We start from the raw sequence: 17,846 nt of genomic DNA on the forward strand, positions 1-17,846 counted from the left end.
CTCACCGTGCCTCCCCGAACTTGAAGACCTGCTTCGGCAGCCGGTACGCGAGGTCGACGACGGTCTCGGCCGCCTCGTCCATGGGCAACCGGTGCTCGGCGACCAGCCGGGCCAGGAAGCCGGCGTCGATGCGGCGCGCCACGTCGTGGCGGACCGGGATGGAGCAGAACGCCCGGGTGTCGTCGACGAACCCGGCGGTGTTGTAGAAGCCGGCCGTCTCGGTGACCGTCTCGCGGAACCGGCGCAGCACCTCGGGGGAGTCCAGGAACCACCAGGGCGCGCCGAGCAGCAGGGCGGCGTATCCGCCGGCCAGCGGCGCCAGTTCCCGGGTGAAGGTGTCCTCGTCGAGGGTGTAGAGCACCACCCGCAGCCGGGGATCGTTGCCGTACGCGTCCAGCAGCGGGGCGAGGGCGTGCACGTACTCGGTGACCTGCGGGATGTCGCCGCCGACGTCGCGGCCGTGCCGGGCGTGCAGCCACCGGTTGTGGTTGCGCACCGCGCCCGGGTGCAGCTGCATGACCAGGCCGTCGTCGAGCGACATCCGGGCGAACTCCACCAGCATGTGGGCGCGGAACGCCTCGGCGTCGCCGGGCTCCGCCGCGCCCCGGCGGAGCCGGTCGAACAGCGTCGCCGCGCCGGCGCCCAGGTCGAGGGTGCGGGCGGTGGGGTGGCCGTGGTCGGAGGAGGTGGCACCCGCGCCGATGAACGCGGCCCGGCGCGAGCGCAGGGCGGCCAGGTAGCCGGCGTACGTACCGGTGTCCTCCCCGGCGATCTCGCCGAGCCGGTCGACATTGTCCGACCAGCCCTCGAAGTCCGGGTCCACCACGTTGTCCGGGCGGAACGTGGTGACCACCCGCCCGCCCGGACCGCCCCAGCCGTCGGCGGCGAGCTTGGCGTGCCGGCCCAGGTCGTCCAGGGGGGACTCGGTGGTGGCGAGCACCTCGATGTTGAACCGCTCGAACAGCGCCCGGGGCCGGAAGTCGGGCTCGGCGAGCCGGGCGGCCAGCGCGTCGTACACCTCGTCGGCGGTCTGCCGGGTGAGTCGGGTGTCGACGCCGAACACCTCGGTGAAGGTCTGCTCCAGCCACAGCCGCGACGGGGTGCCCCGGAACAGGTGCCAGTGGTCGGCGAAGCGGCGCCAGATCCGCCGCCCGTCGGTCTCCACCGGGCTGCCGTCGTGGCTGGGCACGCCCAGCTCGCCCGGGGCGACGCCCTGGCTGAGCAGCATCCGGGTCACGTAGTGGTCGGGCACGATGAGCAACTGGGACGGGTCGGGGAACGGCTGGTCCTCGGCCAGCATCGCCGGGTCGACGTGCCCGTGCGGTGAGATGATGGGCAGCTGCGCCACCAGCGCGTACAACTCCCGGGCCAGCGCGCGTTGGCCCGGCTCGGCGGGGAGGAGCAGGTCGGGTCGGGTCGAGGTGGGCACGGGGTGCGGCTCCTGTGGTCGAGGTCAGTCGAGGGTGAGCAGGTCGGCGACCCGCACGGGGGCGCCGGTGTCGAAGGACCGGTTGGCGGCCAGGCCGGTGAGCAGGGCCAGCGCGCCGTCGCGGGCGCTGGCCGCGCGATGCAGTGGATCGGGTACGCCGCCGAACAGCACCCGGGTCATCCGGGCGTCCGCCCCGCCGTGGCCGTGCCGGGTGTACCCGTCGACCTCGATGCGCTGGGGTGGAGACCAGAAGGGGCGCAGGGTCAGGGTAGCCGCGCCGCCCTCGGCGGCGGCCTGGTCGCCGTGCAGGGCGGCCCCCTTGAGCGCGCCGGCCGCGGCCGGGCTGACGAACTCGCTCTCGGTGACCTCCAGTTCGAGCCGGCCCCGGCTGCCGTTGACCATCACCCGGTAACCCTCCCAGGGCGCGTACGCGGTGAGGTGGTAGGTCATGGTCGCGCCGGTGGAGTAGGTGGCCAGCACCGCCATGTCGTCCTCGATGCTCACCCCGGGGGCGAAGACGTTGCGGTCGCGGTGGTACCCGTCGACGGCCTCGGCGTCGAGATACAGCTCCCGCAGCCGGGGATGCTCGGCCAGGCGCAGCGCGAACGGGTCGTCGTCGGCGGCCGGGCTGCCGTGCGCCCGGTCGTAGTCCCGGGCGTAGCCGTGCCGGCGGCCGGCGGCACCGTAGAAGAACAGCCGGCCGGCGGCATAGACCTGCACGGGCGTGGCGTCCAGCCACCAGTTGACCAGGTCGAAGTGGTGGCTGGCCTTGTGCACCATCAGCCCGCCGGAGCTGGCCTTGTCCCGGTGCCAGCGGCGGAAGTAGTCGGCGCCGTGGCGCACGTCCAGCAGCCACTCGAAGTGCACCGAGCCGATCTCACCGACCGCGCCCTCGGCGAGCAGCCGGCGCAGCTGCTCGTGCAGCGGGTTGTAGCGGTAGTTGAAGGCCACCGTCACCCGCCGGCCGGTGCGCCGCACCGCGTCGAGGATGCGCTGGCAGCGCGGCGCGTCGGTGGTCATCGGCTTCTCGGTGACCACGTCGCAACCGGCCTCCAGAGCGGCCACCACGTACTGGTCGTGGGTGACGTCCACCGAGGTCACCAGCACCACGTCGACGCGCTCCTTGGCCAGCATCGCGGTGAAGTCACCGGCCTGGTACGTCGGCACCGGCGGGTGGCCCAGCTCGCCGAGCCACCGGTTGTGCGCGTCCATCCGGGCCTGGTTGACGTCGGCGAAGGCGACCAACTCGGCGGTGTCCGCGTGGTCGCGGACCAGGGCCCGGACGAACATCTCGGCGCGGGCGCCGGTGCCGACCACGGCGTGCCGGGATCGCCTGCCGGGTTGCGGTGACACGGACCGATCCTCCTCGATCTTTGTGCAAACCTTTGCACTGAAGTAACCACGCTCGATCGGCCGGAGTCAACGAGGCGCCGCAAATCGGTGGCGTTTGATCCGGTTAGTACCTGTTGGAGCGCATGGCGAGAGCGCCGTCGAAACACAGCTGTAACCATTCGCCGTTGACACTGGAGCAACCGTTTGCATTAATTGGCGCACCGTGACCGCCGACACATCGACGAAGGGGGCCTGAATGCCAGTCACCATCCGGGATGTCGCGCGGGCCTCCGGAGTGCACATCTCCACGGTCTCCCGCACCTTCTCCGCACCCCACCTGGTCAACCCGGAGACCCGGGTACGGGTGCTGGCGTGCGCCGAGGATCTGGGTTACCGGCCCAACCGGGCCGCCCGCGCACTCATCACCGGCCGTACGCACAACATCGGGCTGATCATCGCCGACATCGCCAACCCGTTCTTCCCGCCGCTGATCAAGGCGGCGGAGAGCCAGGCCCGCCACCGCGACTACCACGTCTTCGTGGCCGACACCAACGAGGACGCCGCCGCCGAGGAGGAACTGGTCCACGCCCTGGCCAAGCAGGTCGACGGGGTGCTGCTGTGCAGCCCCCGGATGAGCAACAGCCTGATCGAGCAGCTCAGCCGGGAGGTCCCGCTGGTGGTGGTCAACCGCCAGCTGGCCGGCCTGCCGTGCGTACTGATGGACGTCGGGCAGGGCGCGCGGTCGGCCATCGAGCACCTGGCCGGGCTGGGCCACCGGGAGATCGCCCTGCTCGGCGGGCCGCGCGGCTCCTGGACCAGCCGGGAGATCCGGCGGGCCGCCAGCGCGGCGGCCCGGGCCGCCGGGGCCGACCTGACCGTGCTCGGCCCCAACCCGCCCACCGAGACGGGCGGTCTGGCCCAGGCGGAGCAGGTCCGCCGGGCCGGCGTCACCGCCGTGCTCGCCTACAACGACCTGATGGCGATCGGCCTCCTCGAAGGGCTCGACGCACTCGGGGTCCGGGTGCCGCAGGAGGTCAGTGTCGTGGGGGTCGACGACATCTCCCTCAGCCGGCTGACCCGCCCCAAGCTGACGACGGTGGCCACGCCTACCGCGGCCGCCGGCCGGACGGCCGTCGACATGTTGCTGCAACAGGACACCGAGGCTCCGCGCACCGGGCGGGGCAGCGGTGCCGGGGTGGCTGTCGGCGTCCGTCGTACCACCGCACAGGTAATGCTCCAGACCGAGTTGGTCATCCGCGACTCCACCGCGCCGGGCCCCTATGCCGGCCGGGAACGTCCCGGTGCCGCTGCCGCAGGCCCGGGCCCGCATCGCCGTGCGGACCCGGGCAGCCCGATCGTGGCCGCCGGTGACGTCGTCGCCTCCTAACGCCGAGGAGAGAGCGCACATGCACCCCGCAACGCACCCCACCGCCAGCGCGCCCGACGGGCGCACCTACCGTACCCCCCTGCTCCGCCGCCGGTTGCTGCGCGGCCTGCTCGCCGCGGTCGTGGCCCTGCCGATGGTCGGCGCGGCCGCGGCCTGCGGCGACGACGCCGGATCCGACGGCAAGACCAAGGTCTCCATCTTCTGGTGGGGCGGTGAGGCCCGGGCCCAGCTGACCGAGCAGGCGTTGGACCTCTACACGCAGAAGAACCCCGACGTGGAGTTCGAGAAGACCTGGCAGGCCAACCAGGGCTACTTCGACAAGCTGGCCACGCTGACCGCCGGCGGCAACCCGCCGGACATCTTCCAGATCGACGACAACTTCCTCGCCGAGTACGCGGCCCGCAACACCACCCTGGACCTCACGCCGTACCAGGACTCCGGTGACCTGGACACCTCGAAGTTCCCGCCCAGCCTGCTCCAGTACGGCGTGGTCGACGGCAAGCTCGCCGGCCTGGCCTCCGGGGAGAACACCCAGGGCCTGGTCTACAACAAGACGCTGCTGACCAACAACGGCCTGCCCGAGCCGACCACCGGGATGAGCTGGGAGGAGCACATCGCCTGGGCCGAGGCGGTCAGCAAGAAGACCGGCGTCCCCGGCACCCAGGACCCCAGCGCCGACTACAAGGCGTTCTGGGTCTGGCTGCGCCAGCAGGGCAAGGACCTCTACTCCGGCACCGACCTCGGGTTCACCGCCGAGGACGTGACCAAGTGGTTCGAGCTGTGGAAGGGCGCGCGGGACCGGGGCGCCACGCCCCCCGCCGACGTCATCCACGAGGGCAACGCCACCGACATCACCAAGCAGCTCGTGGTCACCGGCAAGGCCGGCACCAGTTGGGTCTGGGTCAACCAGATGCCCGAGCTGAAGAAGAACACCGCCGACGAGCTGGGCGTCATCGCCTACCCGGGTGACCCGAGCGCCCAGTGGGCCCGCGCCTCGATGTACTGGTCGGTCTTCCGGGGCAGCAAGAACGCCGACATCGCGGTGGACGTGATCAACTTCCTGGCCAACGACCCGGACGCGGTCAAGCTGCTCGGCACCGACCGTGGCCTGCCGTCCAACCTGGACCTGCGCCAGGTGGTCAGCGACGGCACCACCGACGAGGCGATGAAGCAGTCGATCGCCGTGGAGACCGAGCTGGCCGAGACGTTCGGCGAGTCGCCCCAGGTGCCGATCAAGGGCCACAGCAAGGTCCGCGCCGAGCTGACCAAGGCCGCCGAGAACGCCCAGTACGGCCGGGCCACCCCGGCCGAGGCCGCCGCCCAGTTCGTCGAGGCATGCAAGGCGGCAATCGCCTCCTGACCGCCGCAGTACCCGGAGAGGAGCAGTTCGTGGCCCTGACCACGGCGCCCGACCCGACCCGACGCGGCACCGGATCCGTCCGGCCCGACGCCACACGGCGCGGGACCGGACGGATCCGGCACGGAGAAGGTCTGGCCGGATACGTCTTCCTGTCGCCCTGGCTCATCGGTCTGATGGGCATCACGGCGATACCCATGCTGTTGTCGCTGTACCTCAGCTTCACCAACTACGACATCCTCACGCCGTGGTCCGAGGTGGAGTGGATCGGGCTGGCCAACTACGAACGCATGTTCACCAGCGATCCGTCCTGGCGGCACTCGGTGCGGGTCACGCTCAGCTTCGCCCTCATCGCCGTACCGCTGAAGCTGGCCGCGGCGCTCGGAGTGGCCCTGCTGCTCAACCGGGCCTGGCGCGGCGTCGGGCTGTTCCGCGGCCTGTTCTACCTGCCCTCGCTGCTCGGCGGCAGCGTGGCGCTGGCCATCGTCTGGGTGAACATGTTCAACCGGGAGGGGGCGTTCAACTCCTTTCTTGCCCTGTTCGGGATCCAGGGCAAGCCGTGGGTCAACGACCCGGACTGGGCGCTGGAGACGCTGATGGTGCTGGCGATCTGGCAGTTCGGCGCACCGATGGTGATCTTCCTGGCCGGGCTCAAGCAGGTGCCGACCGAACTGTACGAGGCCGCCTCGGTCGACGGGGCCGGCAAGGTCCGGCAGTTCGTCAACGTGACGCTGCCGATGCTCTCCCCGGTGATCTTCTTCAACCTGGTGCTGGAGACCATCAACGGCTTCCAGGGCTTCACCGCCGCGTTCGTGCTCAGCAACGGCACCGGCGGGCCGGTCGACTCGACCCTGATGTACACGCTCAACCTCTACATCACCGGCTTCACCGACCTGGAGATGGGCTACGCCTCCGCGATGGCCTGGGTGTTCCTGATCGCCATCGCGATCATCACGGCGATCTTCTTCAGCACCGGCCGGTTCTGGGTGCACTACTCCGACGGGGAGGACCGCTGATGGTGGCGAGCACCGTTGCCCCGCCCGCGGCGACCCGCCCGCACCGCCCGCGCAGCCGTTCCTGGCTGCGGCTGGTCGTGCTGCTGGCCATCGTTGTGGTTGTGCTCTACCCGCTGATCTGGATGATCGGGACCTCCGTCAAGTCACCGGAGGAGATCGTCAACAACATCGGCCTGCTGCCGCAGCGGTTCACCCCCGGCAACTACACCGACGGGTGGCACAACTTCGACGTCAGCTTCGGCCGGTTCTTTCTCAACAGCGCCACGGTCAGCCTGCTCACCGTGGTCGGCAACGCGGTGAGCTGCCTGCTGGCCGCGTACGCCTTCGCCCGGCTGAGGTTCCGGCTGCGCGGGATGTGGTTCGCCGTGATGATCGGCACCCTGCTGCTGCCGGGTCACGTGCTGATCGTGCCGCAGTACATCCTCTTCCGCACCCTCGGCCTGGTCGGCGGGGACTGGCCGTACCTCCCACTGCTGATCCCGCAGTTCCTCGCCACGGAGGCGTTCTTCGTCTTCCTGATGGTGCAGTTCATGCGCGGCATCCCCCGCGAACTGGACGAGGCGGCCCGGATCGACGGCGCCAACGCGTTCGGCATCTTCCGGCACGTGATCCTGCCGCTGAGCCGGCCCGCCCTGGTCACCACCGCGATCTTCTCGTTCATCTGGACCTGGAACGACTTCTTCCGGCAACTGGTCTTCCTGTCCCAGCTGAGCGACTACACCGTCCCGGTGGCGCTGACCCTGTTCATCGACTCGACCAGCCAGAGCGCGGTCGGGCCGATGTTCGCGATGTCGGTGCTGTCGCTGTTGCCGGTCTTCGTGTTCTTCGTCGCCTTCCAGCGGATGCTCGTCGAGGGGATCAACACCAGTGGACTCAAGGGCTGACGAGCGGCGCGAGCCGCGCCGCGACTGGCGCGACACCGTCCGCGACGCCGCCGACCTGGCGTTGCTGGGCATCCTGACCGTGCTCGCCGCGGCGCCGGTGCTGACCGCCGGCGCCGCGATCGGCACCGCCAGCGCGGCCGTGCACGACTGGCTCGCCACCGGCGGTTGGCCGACCGCGCGGCGTACGCTGTCGCGCTTCGGTCGTGGCCTGCTGCCGGGCCTGCCGGTGGCCCTGATCGGGCTCGCCGCCGTCGGCCTGCTCGCCGCCGACCTGGCCGCGCTGGCCACCGGCCGGGTGCCGGGCGGTGCGGTGGCGCTGGGCATCACCACCGCCGTCGCGGCGGCCCTGCTCGGCTACGCCGCCGCGATCGTGGTCGAGGTGGGTCGCACCGGTGGCACCGGGTGGCGGTCGGCGGCCGTCCGCGCCGCCCGCGCCTGCCTCGACCACCCGGCGCACTGGGCCGCCCTGGCCGGCACCACGGTGGTCGCGACGCTGCTCGGCGTGCTGGTCACCCCGGTCGCGGTGCCGATCCTCGCCGGCTACCTGCTGGCCGCCGTGCACGCCGTGGCCCGCCGCCGGCCGGTCACCCGCGTGGAGCTGTCGTGACCGCCGCCGACCCGCACTGGCCGGTCGCGGCCGGCGACGATCCGCACCTGCTCGTCGGCGGTACGCCGGTCGCCCGGTACGTGCTCGCTCGCGACCTCGACGCGACGCACGGGCCCCGGCCCTACCTGCACCCGGTGCGCACGCTGGCCGGCACCCCGGTGACCGATGCGCTGCCCGCCGACCACGTCTGGCACCTCGGTGCCTCGCTGGCCGTGCAGGACGTCGACGGCACCAACCTCTGGGGCGGGCGGACGTACGTGCGCGACGTCGGGTACACCTGGCGCGCCGACCACGGCCGGATCGTGCACACCGGATGGGCGCACCGGGCACCCGACCGTCTCGACCACCACCTGCACTGGTGCGACCCCGCCGGGGGGATCCTGCTCGCCGAGCGGCGCACGCTGGCCGCCTCGGCGGTGCCCGGCCAGGGGAGCGCGTGGCGGCTCGACGTCACCAGCACCCTCACCGCGCCCGACGACCGCGATGTCACGCTGGGCAGCCCGGCCACCAACGGCCGCCCCGGCGGGGCCGGCTACGGCGGGTTCTTCTGGCGGGCCGTGGCGGCCGAGCCACCCGAGGTGTTCACCGCCTCGTCCGACGGCGAGGAGGCGGTCAACGGCGGTGACCAGCCGTGGCTGGCGCTGCGCGGGCGGGCACCGGAGGGTGGGGCGTACACCCTGGTCTTCAGCGGTCTCGGGCCCGGGGACCGGTGGTTCGTGCGGACCACGATGTACCCGGGGGTCTGCGCGGCCTTCGCCTTCGCCGAGACCGCGACCGTCCCCGCCGGCACCAGCCGGCACGGCCACTACCGGGTGATCGTCGCCGACGGGACGCTCGACCGCGCCACCGCCGCCGCCCTGACGGACGGACTCTGACGGCGCGGAACGGCCCGCGCGGAAACGGTCCGGGGAGGGTGGCATTACTCCTCGAAAGCGCACTGTCACCCAGGTTTGACAATTCTCGGTGACATCCACGATTGTGGAAGAAATTGCCTCCGGCGCGTCAGCCCTGTGGCTGGCGTACGGAATTCGATGCGTCGCTGACCCGCGAAAGCCCGGCCGGGTCGAGTGGCAGCCCGGCGGGGCCGAGTGGGCGGCAGGACGCCCGGAGGACCAGCTCGGTGGGCAGCCGGATGTGAGTGTCGCGTTCGACGCCGGCGATCAGGTCGATGAGCAGGCGCAGCGCCTCGGCGCCCATCCGCTGTATCGGCTGCATGATCGTGGTCAGCGGCGGGTTGACCAGCGCCGACTCGGGGATGTTGTCGAAGCCGATCACGGACAGGTCGTCGGGCACCCGGATGCCCATGCCCCGCGCGACGTCCAGCGTGGAGATCGCGGAGAGGTCGTTTCCCGCGAAGACCGCGGTCGGGCGGTCGGGAAGGCTGAGCAACTCCGCCGCCGTGCCGGCGGCACTCTCGATCCGGAACCCGCCGACGCGCACGAGTCGCTCGTCCACCGGCACGCCCGCGTCGGCCATGGCCCTGCGGAAGCCCGCCTCACGCAGGCGTGACGACTCGAGGTCGGGGCGTCCGCTGATGTGCCCGATGCGGCGATGGCCGAGGGACAACAGATAGCTGGTCGCGAGCACGGCGCCGGCGAAGTTGTCGGAGTCGACGGTCGGCAGCCCGGAGGGGCCGGTGTGGGGGTCGACGGCCACCACGTGGAATCCCTGCTTGGTCTCCACCACGGTCGGCGTGACGATCACGGCCCCGTCGATGAGCGTTCCGGACAGCCGGGCCAGCGAGCGGCGTTCCCAGCCGACGGCCGCTCCGGCGCCGTCGCCGGCGGAGTAGGCCAGCAGCTGGTAGCCGGTGCCGGCGACCTCGGTGGACGCGCCCTTGAGCAGCTCGGTCGAGAACGGCTCGAACTCGGCGACCAGGATGCCCAGCACGTTCGTGCGGTGGCTGCGCAGGCTCTGCGCCCCCAGGCTGGCCTCGTACCCGAGTTGGCGGATGACCTGCTGGACTCGCTCCACGGTCGCTTGCGCCACGCCGTACCTGCCGTTGACAACCTTGGACACGGTTGCCACGGAGACGCCGGCGGTGCGGGCCACGTCCGACATCTTGACACGCTGCGGGAACACCACGTTGATGATGATAGAGGGCCATCCGGCCCTGATCGCAGGCGAGTCGAAAACGTTATCGACACCGATTGACACAGGGTTACGTGGCTGTAAAACTCGCCGTCAGGCCGAGCACCCGACTAACTAGTCGAGGAGACACCGATGGCTATAAAGCGTCGTGCAACCACCTTCCTAGCACTATCCCTTACCACAGCACTGCTCGCCGCCGGATGCGGCGGCGGCGGCGAGAGCGAGGCTCCCCCCGAGGAGGATCTGTTCAAGAACCCGGTGACGCTGACCTGGTGGCACAACGCCTCCCAGGACGGGCCGGGCAAGGATTACTGGACGAAGGTCGCCAAGGACTTCTCCGATCTCCACCCGACCGTCACGATCGAGGTCGAGGGGATCGAGACCAACCAGTTGCAGCGCACCCGGCTCCCCGCCGCGCTGCTGAGCAACGACCCGCCGGACATCTTCCAGTCCTGGGGCGGCGGTGAGATCCGCGAGCAGGTGGAGGCCGACTACCTCAAGGACATCACCGAGCAGGCCAAGGCCGAGATCGAGAACATCGGCGGCGCCACCGAGATCTGGGCGGTGGACGGCAAGCAGTACGGCCTGCCGTACCGGATGGGCATCGAGGGCATCTGGTACAACAAGGACATGTTCGAGCGGGCCGGCATCGCCGCACCGCCGACCACGTTCGACGAGCTGAACGACGCCGTCACCAAGCTCAAGGCGATCAACGTCATCCCGATCGCCGTCGGCGCCGGTGACAAGTGGCCCGCCGCGCACTGGTGGTACAACTTCGCGCTGCGCGCCTGCTCGGTCGACACCCTGCGGAAGGCGTCGCTCGAGACCGTCTTCGACGACGAGTGCTTCGTGAAGGCCGGCCAGGACCTGAAGACCTTCATCGACACCGAGCCGTTCCAGCGGAACTTCATCGCCACGCCGGGTCAGAACGACCCGACCAGCGCCAACGGCCTGCTCGCCAACGGCAAGGCCGCGATGGAGCTGATGGGTGACTGGAACCGGGGCACCCTGGACACCGTCACCACCGACAAGGAGGCGCTCGCCGGGTTCCTCGGCTGGTTCCCGGTGCCGGCGATCGCCGGGTCCGCGGGCGACCCGACGGCGGCCCTCGGCGGTGGCGACGGCTTCTCCTGTGCCAAGAACGCCCCGGCCGAGTGCGTCGAGTTCCTGAAGTACCTCGTCAGCCCCGAGGTGCAGAAGGGCTACGCCGCGACCGGCACCGGCCTGCCGGTCGCCAAGGGTGCCGAGGACGGCGTCCAGGATCCCGCCCTGCGGTCCATCCTGGAGGCCACCACCGGCGCGACGTACGTGCAGCTCTGGCTGGACACGGCCTTCGGCAGCACCGTCGGCAACGCGATGAACGACGCGATCGTCGCCATCTTCGCGGGCAACGGCACCCCCGAGCAGGTTGTCGAGGCCATGAAGGCGGCCGCGCGCAAGTGACGTCGACCAACCCCACCCTGGACCTCGCCGGCGGCGCATCCGCGCCGCCGGCGGGCCTCCGGCCTGCCCGGCGTTCGGACCGGGCCGCCGAGACCCGACGCAAGTGGTACGAGATCATCGGGCTCACGACACCCGCAGTGGCCGTCTACGTGATGTTCGTGCTGGTACCGATGGGCTTCGCGTTCTACTACAGCCTCTACCGGTGGCGTGGGGTCGGACCGCCCACGGACTTCGTCGGCTTCGACAACTACGTCCTCGCCTTCCAGGATCCGATCTTCCTCGACGCGTTGCGCAACAACGCCATCATCGTCTTCGGGTCGCTGCTGATTCAGGGGCCGATCGCTCTCGGCGTGGCCCTGCTGCTCAACCGCAACTTCCGCGGGCGCACCGTGTTCCGCCTGCTGGCCTTCGTGCCGTACGTGCTCGCCGAGGTCACCGTCGGCATCATGTGGAAGCTGCTGCTGGCCGACGCCGGCACGGTCAACGCGATGCTGGAGTCGATCGGGCTGGGCAGCGTCGTGCAGGCGTGGCTCGCCGACCTCGACCTCGTCATCTGGACGCTGCTGTTCATCCTCACCTGGAAGTACGTCGGCTTCGCCATCATCCTGCTGCTCGCCGGCCTGTCGAACGTGCCGCAGGAGCTCAACGAGGCCGCCGCCATCGACGGTGCGAGCTGGTGGCAGACCCAGCGTCACGTGACGCTTCCGCTGCTGGGCCCGACGATCCGGATCTGGATGTTCCTGTCCATGATCGGCTCGCTGCAGGTCTTCGACGTGATCTGGGTGACCTCGGTGCCCGCCGTCCGGTCGCTCGGTGCGTCGGCCACCATGGCGACGTACATGGTGGACAACGGGTTCTTCGCCCGGCTGTGGGGCTACGGCAACGCGGTGGCGGTCATCCTCTTCGCCATCTCGTTCGTCGCGGCGCTGCTGTTCCAGCGCTTCTTCCTCCGCCGTGACATCCAGGGCGCCATCACCAGAAGGGCAAACTGATCGTGACCGCGAACGCCGTCCTGTCCCCGCGCGCCAAGCGCCGCCCGGTGCCGTGGGGCAACCCGCTCACCTACGCGCTGGCGCTCGCGGTCGCGGCCGTGTCGATCGCCCCGGTGGTCTACGTGATCATCGGTGGGTTCCGCACCACTCCGCAGATCGTCGCGGACCCGGCCGCGCTGCCCGACCCGTGGGTGGTGGACAACTACGTCCGGGTGCTGACGCAGAGCAACTTCTGGCGGCAGGCGTTCAACAGCGCGGTGGTCTCCCTGGGTACGACGCTCGGCGTCGTGATGCTCGGGGTCAGCGCCGCGTACGTGCTCGCCCGGTACACCTTCCGTGGGCGTGAGGTGCTCTACACCTTCTTCACGCTCGGCCTGCTCTTCCCGGCCGGTGCGGCGATCCTGCCGCTCTACCTCATGCTGCGCGACCTCAACCTGATCAACTCGTACTACGCGGTGATCCTGCCGCAGATCGCCTTCGCGTTGCCGCTGACGATCGTGATCCTGCGACCGTTCCTCGCCGCCATTCCCCGTGAGCTGGAGGACGCGGCCGCGATCGACGGTACCGGTCGGATCGGCTTCCTCTGGCGCATCATGCTGCCCCTGTCCCGGCCGGCGCTGGTCACCGTCGGAATCCTCGCGTTCGTCACGAGTTGGAACGCCTTCCTCCTGCCGCTGCTCGTGCTCGGCGACGCCAGCCTGCACACCCTGCCGCTGGGCGTGCAGAACTTCTCCAGCCAGTACACCTCCGACACGGCGGGCATCCTGGCCTTCACGTCGCTGGCAATGTTGCCCGCGCTAGTTTTCTTCACGTTCGCCGAGAAGCAGATCGTCGGTGGCCTGCAGGGCGCCGTCAAGGGCTGAGCGGCAGCGGCACCAGCAACAGAGGGGTAGCACAGCATGACTGAGGTCCACGAAGTCGTGGGCGGGCCGGCACCGGTGTCGGCCCCAACAGGTCCGGGTCAGGACCGGCCCGTCCGACCCGACCGGCCCGAGCGGTATGGGCCAGCGGGCGAGGCGCGCGTACGGGAACTGCTCGGTCGGATGACGATCGAGGAGAAGGTCGCGCAGCTCGTCGGCTTCTGGGAGAAGGGTGAGGGCGAGGCCGTCGCACCGTTGCAGGGCGAGTTCGGCGACATCGGCCAGCTCGAGGAGTTCTCCCGGCACGGACTCGGCCACCTCACCCGCGCCTACGGCACCCGCCCCGTCGACGCCGCAGCGCGGGCGTCCTGGCTGTGGAAGTTCCAGGCGGACCTGGTGACGGGCACCCGGCTCGGCATACCGGCGATCGTGCACGAGGAGTGCCTCACCGGCCTCTCGGCCTGGAAGGCCGCCACCTTCCCCACCCCGCTGGCGTGGGGAGCCGCCTTCGATCCCGACCTGGTCACCGAGATGGCCGCGGCCATCGGGGCGTCGATGCGGGCACTCGGCATCCACCAGGGTCTCTCCCCGGTGCTCGACGTGATCCGTGACCCGCGCTGGGGCCGGGTCGACGAGTGCATTGCCGAGGACCCGTACCTGGTCGGCACCATCGGCACGTCGTACGTCCGTGGCCTGCAGTCCCAGGGCGTGCACGCCACGCTGAAGCACTTCGTCGGTTACTCCGCCTCGCGCGCCGGGCGCAACTTCGCCCCGGTGCACGCCGGCCCCCGGGAGCTGGCCGACGTGCTGCTCCCGCCGTTCGAGATGGCGATCCTCGACGGCGACGCGCGCTCCGTGATGCACTCGTACGCCGAGATCGACGGGGTGCCCGTGGCCGCCGATCCGACGTTGCTGACCGGTGTGCTGCACGACCGGTGGGGCTTCGACGGCACGGTGGTGGCCGACTACTTCGGCGTGGCGTTCCTCAACCTCCTGCACCACGTCGCCGGCGACCACGCGCAGGCGGCCGTGCAGGCGCTGACCGCCGGTGTCGACATCGAGCTGCCGACCGGCGACGCCTACCTGACCCTGGCCGAGACGGTGCGGGCCGGCAAGCTCGACGAGTCCCTCGTCGACCGGGCGGTGCTGCGGGTGCTGCGCCAGAAGCTGGAACTCGGGCTGCTCGACGCCACCTTCACCGACGAGCCGCCGCAGGCGGTCGACCTCGACTCGCCCGAGCACCGCGCGATCGCCCGCCGCCTGGCGGAGGAGTCGCTCGTCCTGGTCGCCAACCAGGGCGCCCTGCCGCTGCCCGCCGGCCGGCGGATGGCGGTCATCGGCCCGAACGCCGACCGGCAGAGTGCGCTCTTCGGCTGCTACTCCTTCCTCAACCACGTCCTGGTCCAGCACCCCGACGTGGAGACCGGCATCGCGGTGCCGACGGTGCTCGACGCGGTACGCGACGAGTTCGGCGGCGATCTCGTCAGCTGGGCGCGCGGTTGTGCCGTGGACGACGACGACCGGTCCGGCTTCGACGAGGCGGTCGAGGCGGCCACCGCCGCGGACGTCGCCGTCCTGGTCGTCGGCGACCACGCCGGTCTCTTCGGGCGTGGCACGGTCGGCGAGGGCTGTGACCGGGACGACCTGGCGCTGCCCGGCGTCCAACGCGACCTGGTCGAGGCGGTGCTGGCGACGGGTACGCCGGTCGTCCTGGTGCTGCTCACCGGCCGGCCGTACGCGGTCGACTGGGCGCTGGCCCGGTGCGCGGCGGTGGTGCAGACGTTCTTCCCCGGTGAGGAGGGCGCCGGCGCGATCGCGGGCGTGCTCTCCGGGCGGGTCAACCCGTCGGGCCGGCTGCCGGTCAGCCTGCCCCGCTCGGCGGGGGCGCAACCGTACTCCTACCTGCATCCCACGCTCGGCGAGGGCAACGAGGTGACCAACCTGCCGTCGACGCCCGCGGCGCCCTTCGGCCACGGACTGTCCTACACGACGTTCGAGTACGCCGACCTGACGGTGCCCGCCACGGTGCCGACCGACGGGGCGCTGCAGGTGACCGTACGCGTCACCAACACCGGTGCGGTCGCCGGCGACGACGTGGTCCAGCTCTACGGCCGTGACCTGGTGGCCTCGGTGACCCGACCGGTGGCGCAGCTGCTCGGATACCACCGGCTCCACCTGGAGCCGGGCCAGTCGGCCACGGTCGAGCTGACGGTGCCCACCACCCGCCTGGCCTTCTCCGACCGGACGCTCACCCGGGTCGTGGAACCCGGTGACGTCGAACTCTGGGTCGGCACCAGCGCCCACCGGCACGCCCAGGCCCGGACCACCCTCACCGGCGACACCACCCCGGTCACCACCGCCTCCCCCCGCTGGACGACCTCCCAGGTCAGCTGACCTCCGCACCGGTAGATCGTGGTACGTCGCGGGCCGCGACGTACCACGATCTGTGCGGGCTACTGCTTGCGCAGCACCCAGGTCTGCTGGCCGAGCGAGAAGAGGTTCGTGATCACCCAGTACATGATCACGCCGATCGGGAAGATCAGGCCCGAGACGAGCAGCGAGAACGGGATGCCGTAGAGCATCAGCCGCTGCACCATCTTCTGTTGCGGGTCCTCGGCCCACCCGGTCCTGAGGATCAGCTGCCGGCTGCTCAGGTACGTCGTCGCGATCATCGCGACGATCAGGACGGCGGCGACCACCTTCACCGTGACGCCCTCGGCGCCGAGCAGGGCCAGCTCCTGCGCCGAGGAGCGGAAGCTGCCCGCGATGGGCGCGCCGAACAGCGTCGCGGACGACGCGCTGTCGAACTGGGTGACCGTCCAGCCGTACAGCGTCTTCATGTGCTCCGGCATCGTCGGCTTGAGGTGCCGCAACACGTGGAACAGGCCGAGGAACACCGGAATCTGGACCAGCATCGGCAGGCAGCCCATCAACGGGTTGGCCTTCTCCGTGCGGTAGAGCTCGACGAGCTTCCGCTGCATGGTCTCCGGGTCGTCCTTGTGCCTCTCCTGAAGTTCCTTGATCCTCGGCTGCAACGCCTGCATGGCCCGCTGCGACCTGATCTGCTTGACGAAGATCGGAAACAGGACGGCCCGGACGGTGAGCACCAGGAAGACGATGCCCAGGACCCACGACCAGGTGGTGCCCAGCGTGGCTGCGTCGCCGAACAGCAGTTGCCAGGCGGAGTGCCAGAACAGCAGGATCGCGGAGATGCCTCCGTAGATCACCGCCATCAGCGGACTGAAGAACATGGATAACCCCTCGACGTACGACCTACGACTGAGAACGAGCAGGAACTTCTCGGCTGCGGTCGCCGTCGAGCGGCAGGAGAAGAGCGAAGGCGAAGGCTCAGGCGACCGCGAGGGTCGTGGTGGGGGCTCGGGGGCGGGCCCGACCGGCAGCGTCGGGGTCGCGATGGCGAGGAACGCCGGTACGCCGGGCCCGCTCGCGCAGGACCCGGCGGGTGATCCGCAGGTCGGGATCGACCACCACCTGCGGGAGCAGGGCCGAGGCGGCGAGCACGACGGTGAGCAGCACCCCGGTCGCCGCGGCCGTGCCGGACAGCATGCTGGACGCACCCACGTCGGCCAGCACGCCGACGAGGTACCAGAGCACACCGAGCCCGATCACGGGACAACCATAGCCGGCGGGCGCACCCGCCGGCCGCTCAGCCGTGCGGGCCGGGCTCGGCGCGGAGGGCGGCGGTGGCCCGGACCGCCTTGACGATCGCCGGGATCGCGCCGATCAGCAGCACCACGGCCCAGACGATCGCGACGACGGCGAAGACGAGGGCGCCCAGGTCGTCGAGGATGCTCACCAGGATCACCGGCACCAGGTGGTGCAGGAATTCCAGCACCACCGTGCAGAGCAGGCTGGTCAGGATCAGCAGGACCAGGCCCTTGTTCTGGAGGAACTTCGGCTGGGCCAGGATCAGCAGCCCCGCCCAGGCGAGCTTGAGCAGCAGGACGAGGCCGAGCAGCACGGCGGCGTCGCCGACCGGGAAGAACCCCCACAGCGCCAGGTACGCCAGGGTGCCGAACGGTGGGGCCAGGAAGAGCGAAACCATGATCATTAGCTCGATGAAGGCGAACACCAGCGCCAGGAACGCCACGATGATCAGGATGATGGAGAAGACCAGGGTCGCGACGCCCTGGATCCGGCCGTGCAGCCGCTCGGGCAGCAGCAGACCCAGGCAGAACAGCCCGGTGGTCCAGAGCGCGACCGCGTCGATCAGAGCCAGGTAGCCGGTGCCGCGCCCGGACGGCTCGCTGACCCCGCTCACGTCGCCCACGTCCACGCCGAGATCGTCGGCGCTGCCGGTCAGCGCCGCGCCCGCGTCGCTCCCGCCCAGCAGCAGGCCGGCGCCGATCTCCACGCCGACCGCCAGCACCAGGGCGAGCATGGCCAGCAGCAGGAACGGCCTGCGCAACGCACCCATCCCGAGCCTC

General features: G+C 70.7%; 15 protein-coding genes and 1 pseudogene. 10 read left to right on the forward strand and 6 right to left on the reverse strand.

The features are described from left to right. Position 1: 1 nt before the first annotated feature. Positions 2 to 1,429, reverse strand: coding sequence for a glucuronate isomerase (gene uxaC, locus O7615_RS25450; protein ID WP_278180313.1), 1,428 nt, complete (start codon positions 1,427 to 1,429; stop codon positions 2 to 4). Positions 1,430 to 1,453: 24 nt separating this feature from the next. Beyond that, positions 1,454 to 2,782, reverse strand: a complete 1,329-nt coding sequence (locus tag O7615_RS25455; RefSeq protein ID WP_278180314.1) for a Gfo/Idh/MocA family oxidoreductase — start codon at positions 2,780 to 2,782, stop codon at positions 1,454 to 1,456. A 235-nt stretch (positions 2,783 to 3,017) separates the two neighbouring features. Here O7615_RS25455 and O7615_RS25460 point away from each other — a divergent pair, with 235 nt between their 5' ends. The 6 genes from O7615_RS25460 to O7615_RS25485 are packed head-to-tail and all read left to right on the forward strand — an operon-like array spanning position 3,018 to position 8,887. After that, on the forward strand, positions 3,018 to 4,148 hold the full coding sequence (locus O7615_RS25460; RefSeq protein ID WP_278180315.1) for a LacI family DNA-binding transcriptional regulator: 1,131 nt from the start codon (positions 3,018 to 3,020) through the stop codon (positions 4,146 to 4,148). 19 nt (positions 4,149 to 4,167) lie between these two features. Next, positions 4,168 to 5,508, forward strand: coding sequence for an extracellular solute-binding protein (locus O7615_RS25465; RefSeq protein WP_278180316.1), 1,341 nt, complete (start codon positions 4,168 to 4,170; stop codon positions 5,506 to 5,508). Between the two features lie 29 nt (positions 5,509 to 5,537). After that, positions 5,538 to 6,521 carry a sugar ABC transporter permease gene (locus O7615_RS25470; protein ID WP_278180317.1) on the forward strand — a complete coding sequence of 328 codons (984 nt, stop codon included), beginning with the start codon at positions 5,538 to 5,540 and terminating at the stop codon, positions 6,519 to 6,521. Beyond that, the gene (locus tag O7615_RS25475; protein WP_278180318.1) at positions 6,521 to 7,405 is read left to right on the forward strand and encodes a carbohydrate ABC transporter permease; all 885 of its coding nucleotides are present in this window, start codon (positions 6,521 to 6,523) and stop codon (positions 7,403 to 7,405) included. The genes O7615_RS25470 and O7615_RS25475 overlap by 1 nt, the downstream gene beginning before the upstream one ends. Continuing rightward, positions 7,389 to 8,012, forward strand: coding sequence for a hypothetical protein (locus O7615_RS25480; protein WP_278180319.1), 624 nt, complete (start codon positions 7,389 to 7,391; stop codon positions 8,010 to 8,012). Before O7615_RS25475 ends, O7615_RS25480 begins: the two co-directional genes overlap by 17 nt. Continuing rightward, the gene (locus O7615_RS25485) at positions 8,009 to 8,887 is read left to right on the forward strand and encodes a PmoA family protein (protein ID WP_278180320.1); all 879 of its coding nucleotides are present in this window, start codon (positions 8,009 to 8,011) and stop codon (positions 8,885 to 8,887) included. The genes O7615_RS25480 and O7615_RS25485 overlap by 4 nt, the downstream gene beginning before the upstream one ends. A 127-nt stretch (positions 8,888 to 9,014) precedes the next feature. Here O7615_RS25485 and O7615_RS25490 read toward each other — a convergent pair whose 3' ends face one another. Then, positions 9,015 to 10,094, reverse strand: a complete 1,080-nt coding sequence (locus O7615_RS25490) for a LacI family DNA-binding transcriptional regulator (RefSeq protein WP_278180321.1) — start codon at positions 10,092 to 10,094, stop codon at positions 9,015 to 9,017. A gap of 141 nt (positions 10,095 to 10,235) precedes the next feature. On the opposite strand from O7615_RS25490, the gene O7615_RS25495 reads away from it, so the two are divergent. Genes O7615_RS25495 through O7615_RS25510 form a run of 4 tightly spaced genes read left to right on the forward strand, consistent with a single transcriptional unit; the run spans position 10,236 to position 15,792 of the window. Further along, a complete protein-coding gene (locus tag O7615_RS25495) occupies positions 10,236 to 11,546 on the forward strand; it encodes an extracellular solute-binding protein (protein WP_278180322.1) in 1,311 nt (436 codons plus the stop codon). Continuing rightward, positions 11,543 to 12,538, forward strand: a complete 996-nt coding sequence (locus O7615_RS25500) for a sugar ABC transporter permease (protein ID WP_278180323.1) — start codon at positions 11,543 to 11,545, stop codon at positions 12,536 to 12,538. Before O7615_RS25495 ends, O7615_RS25500 begins: the two co-directional genes overlap by 4 nt. Continuing rightward, complete coding sequence (locus O7615_RS25505) at positions 12,535 to 13,401, forward strand: carbohydrate ABC transporter permease (RefSeq protein WP_278182226.1); 867 nt, start codon at positions 12,535 to 12,537, stop codon at positions 13,399 to 13,401. The genes O7615_RS25500 and O7615_RS25505 overlap by 4 nt, the downstream gene beginning before the upstream one ends. Positions 13,402 to 13,437: 36 nt before the next feature. Then, on the forward strand, positions 13,438 to 15,792 hold the full coding sequence (locus O7615_RS25510) for a glycoside hydrolase family 3 N-terminal domain-containing protein (RefSeq protein ID WP_278180324.1): 2,355 nt from the start codon (positions 13,438 to 13,440) through the stop codon (positions 15,790 to 15,792). 65 nt (positions 15,793 to 15,857) lie between these two features. Here the strand turns inward: O7615_RS25510 and yidC are convergent. The 3 genes and pseudogenes from yidC to O7615_RS25525 form a co-directional block, all read right to left on the reverse strand. Beyond that, positions 15,858 to 16,631, reverse strand: a pseudogene (gene yidC, locus O7615_RS25515) (membrane protein insertase YidC); the annotation flags it as partial. A 115-nt stretch (positions 16,632 to 16,746) separates the two neighbouring features. Beyond that, positions 16,747 to 17,028, reverse strand: a complete 282-nt coding sequence (locus O7615_RS25520) for a DUF6412 domain-containing protein (RefSeq protein ID WP_278180326.1) — start codon at positions 17,026 to 17,028, stop codon at positions 16,747 to 16,749. 37 nt (positions 17,029 to 17,065) lie between these two features. Beyond that, the gene (locus tag O7615_RS25525; protein WP_278180327.1) at positions 17,066 to 17,836 is read right to left on the reverse strand and encodes a hypothetical protein; all 771 of its coding nucleotides are present in this window, start codon (positions 17,834 to 17,836) and stop codon (positions 17,066 to 17,068) included. Positions 17,837 to 17,846 lie beyond the last annotated feature (10 nt).

Source organism: Micromonospora sp. WMMD1082 (genome assembly GCF_029626175.1).
Lineage (GTDB): Bacteria > Actinomycetota > Actinomycetes > Mycobacteriales > Micromonosporaceae > Micromonospora.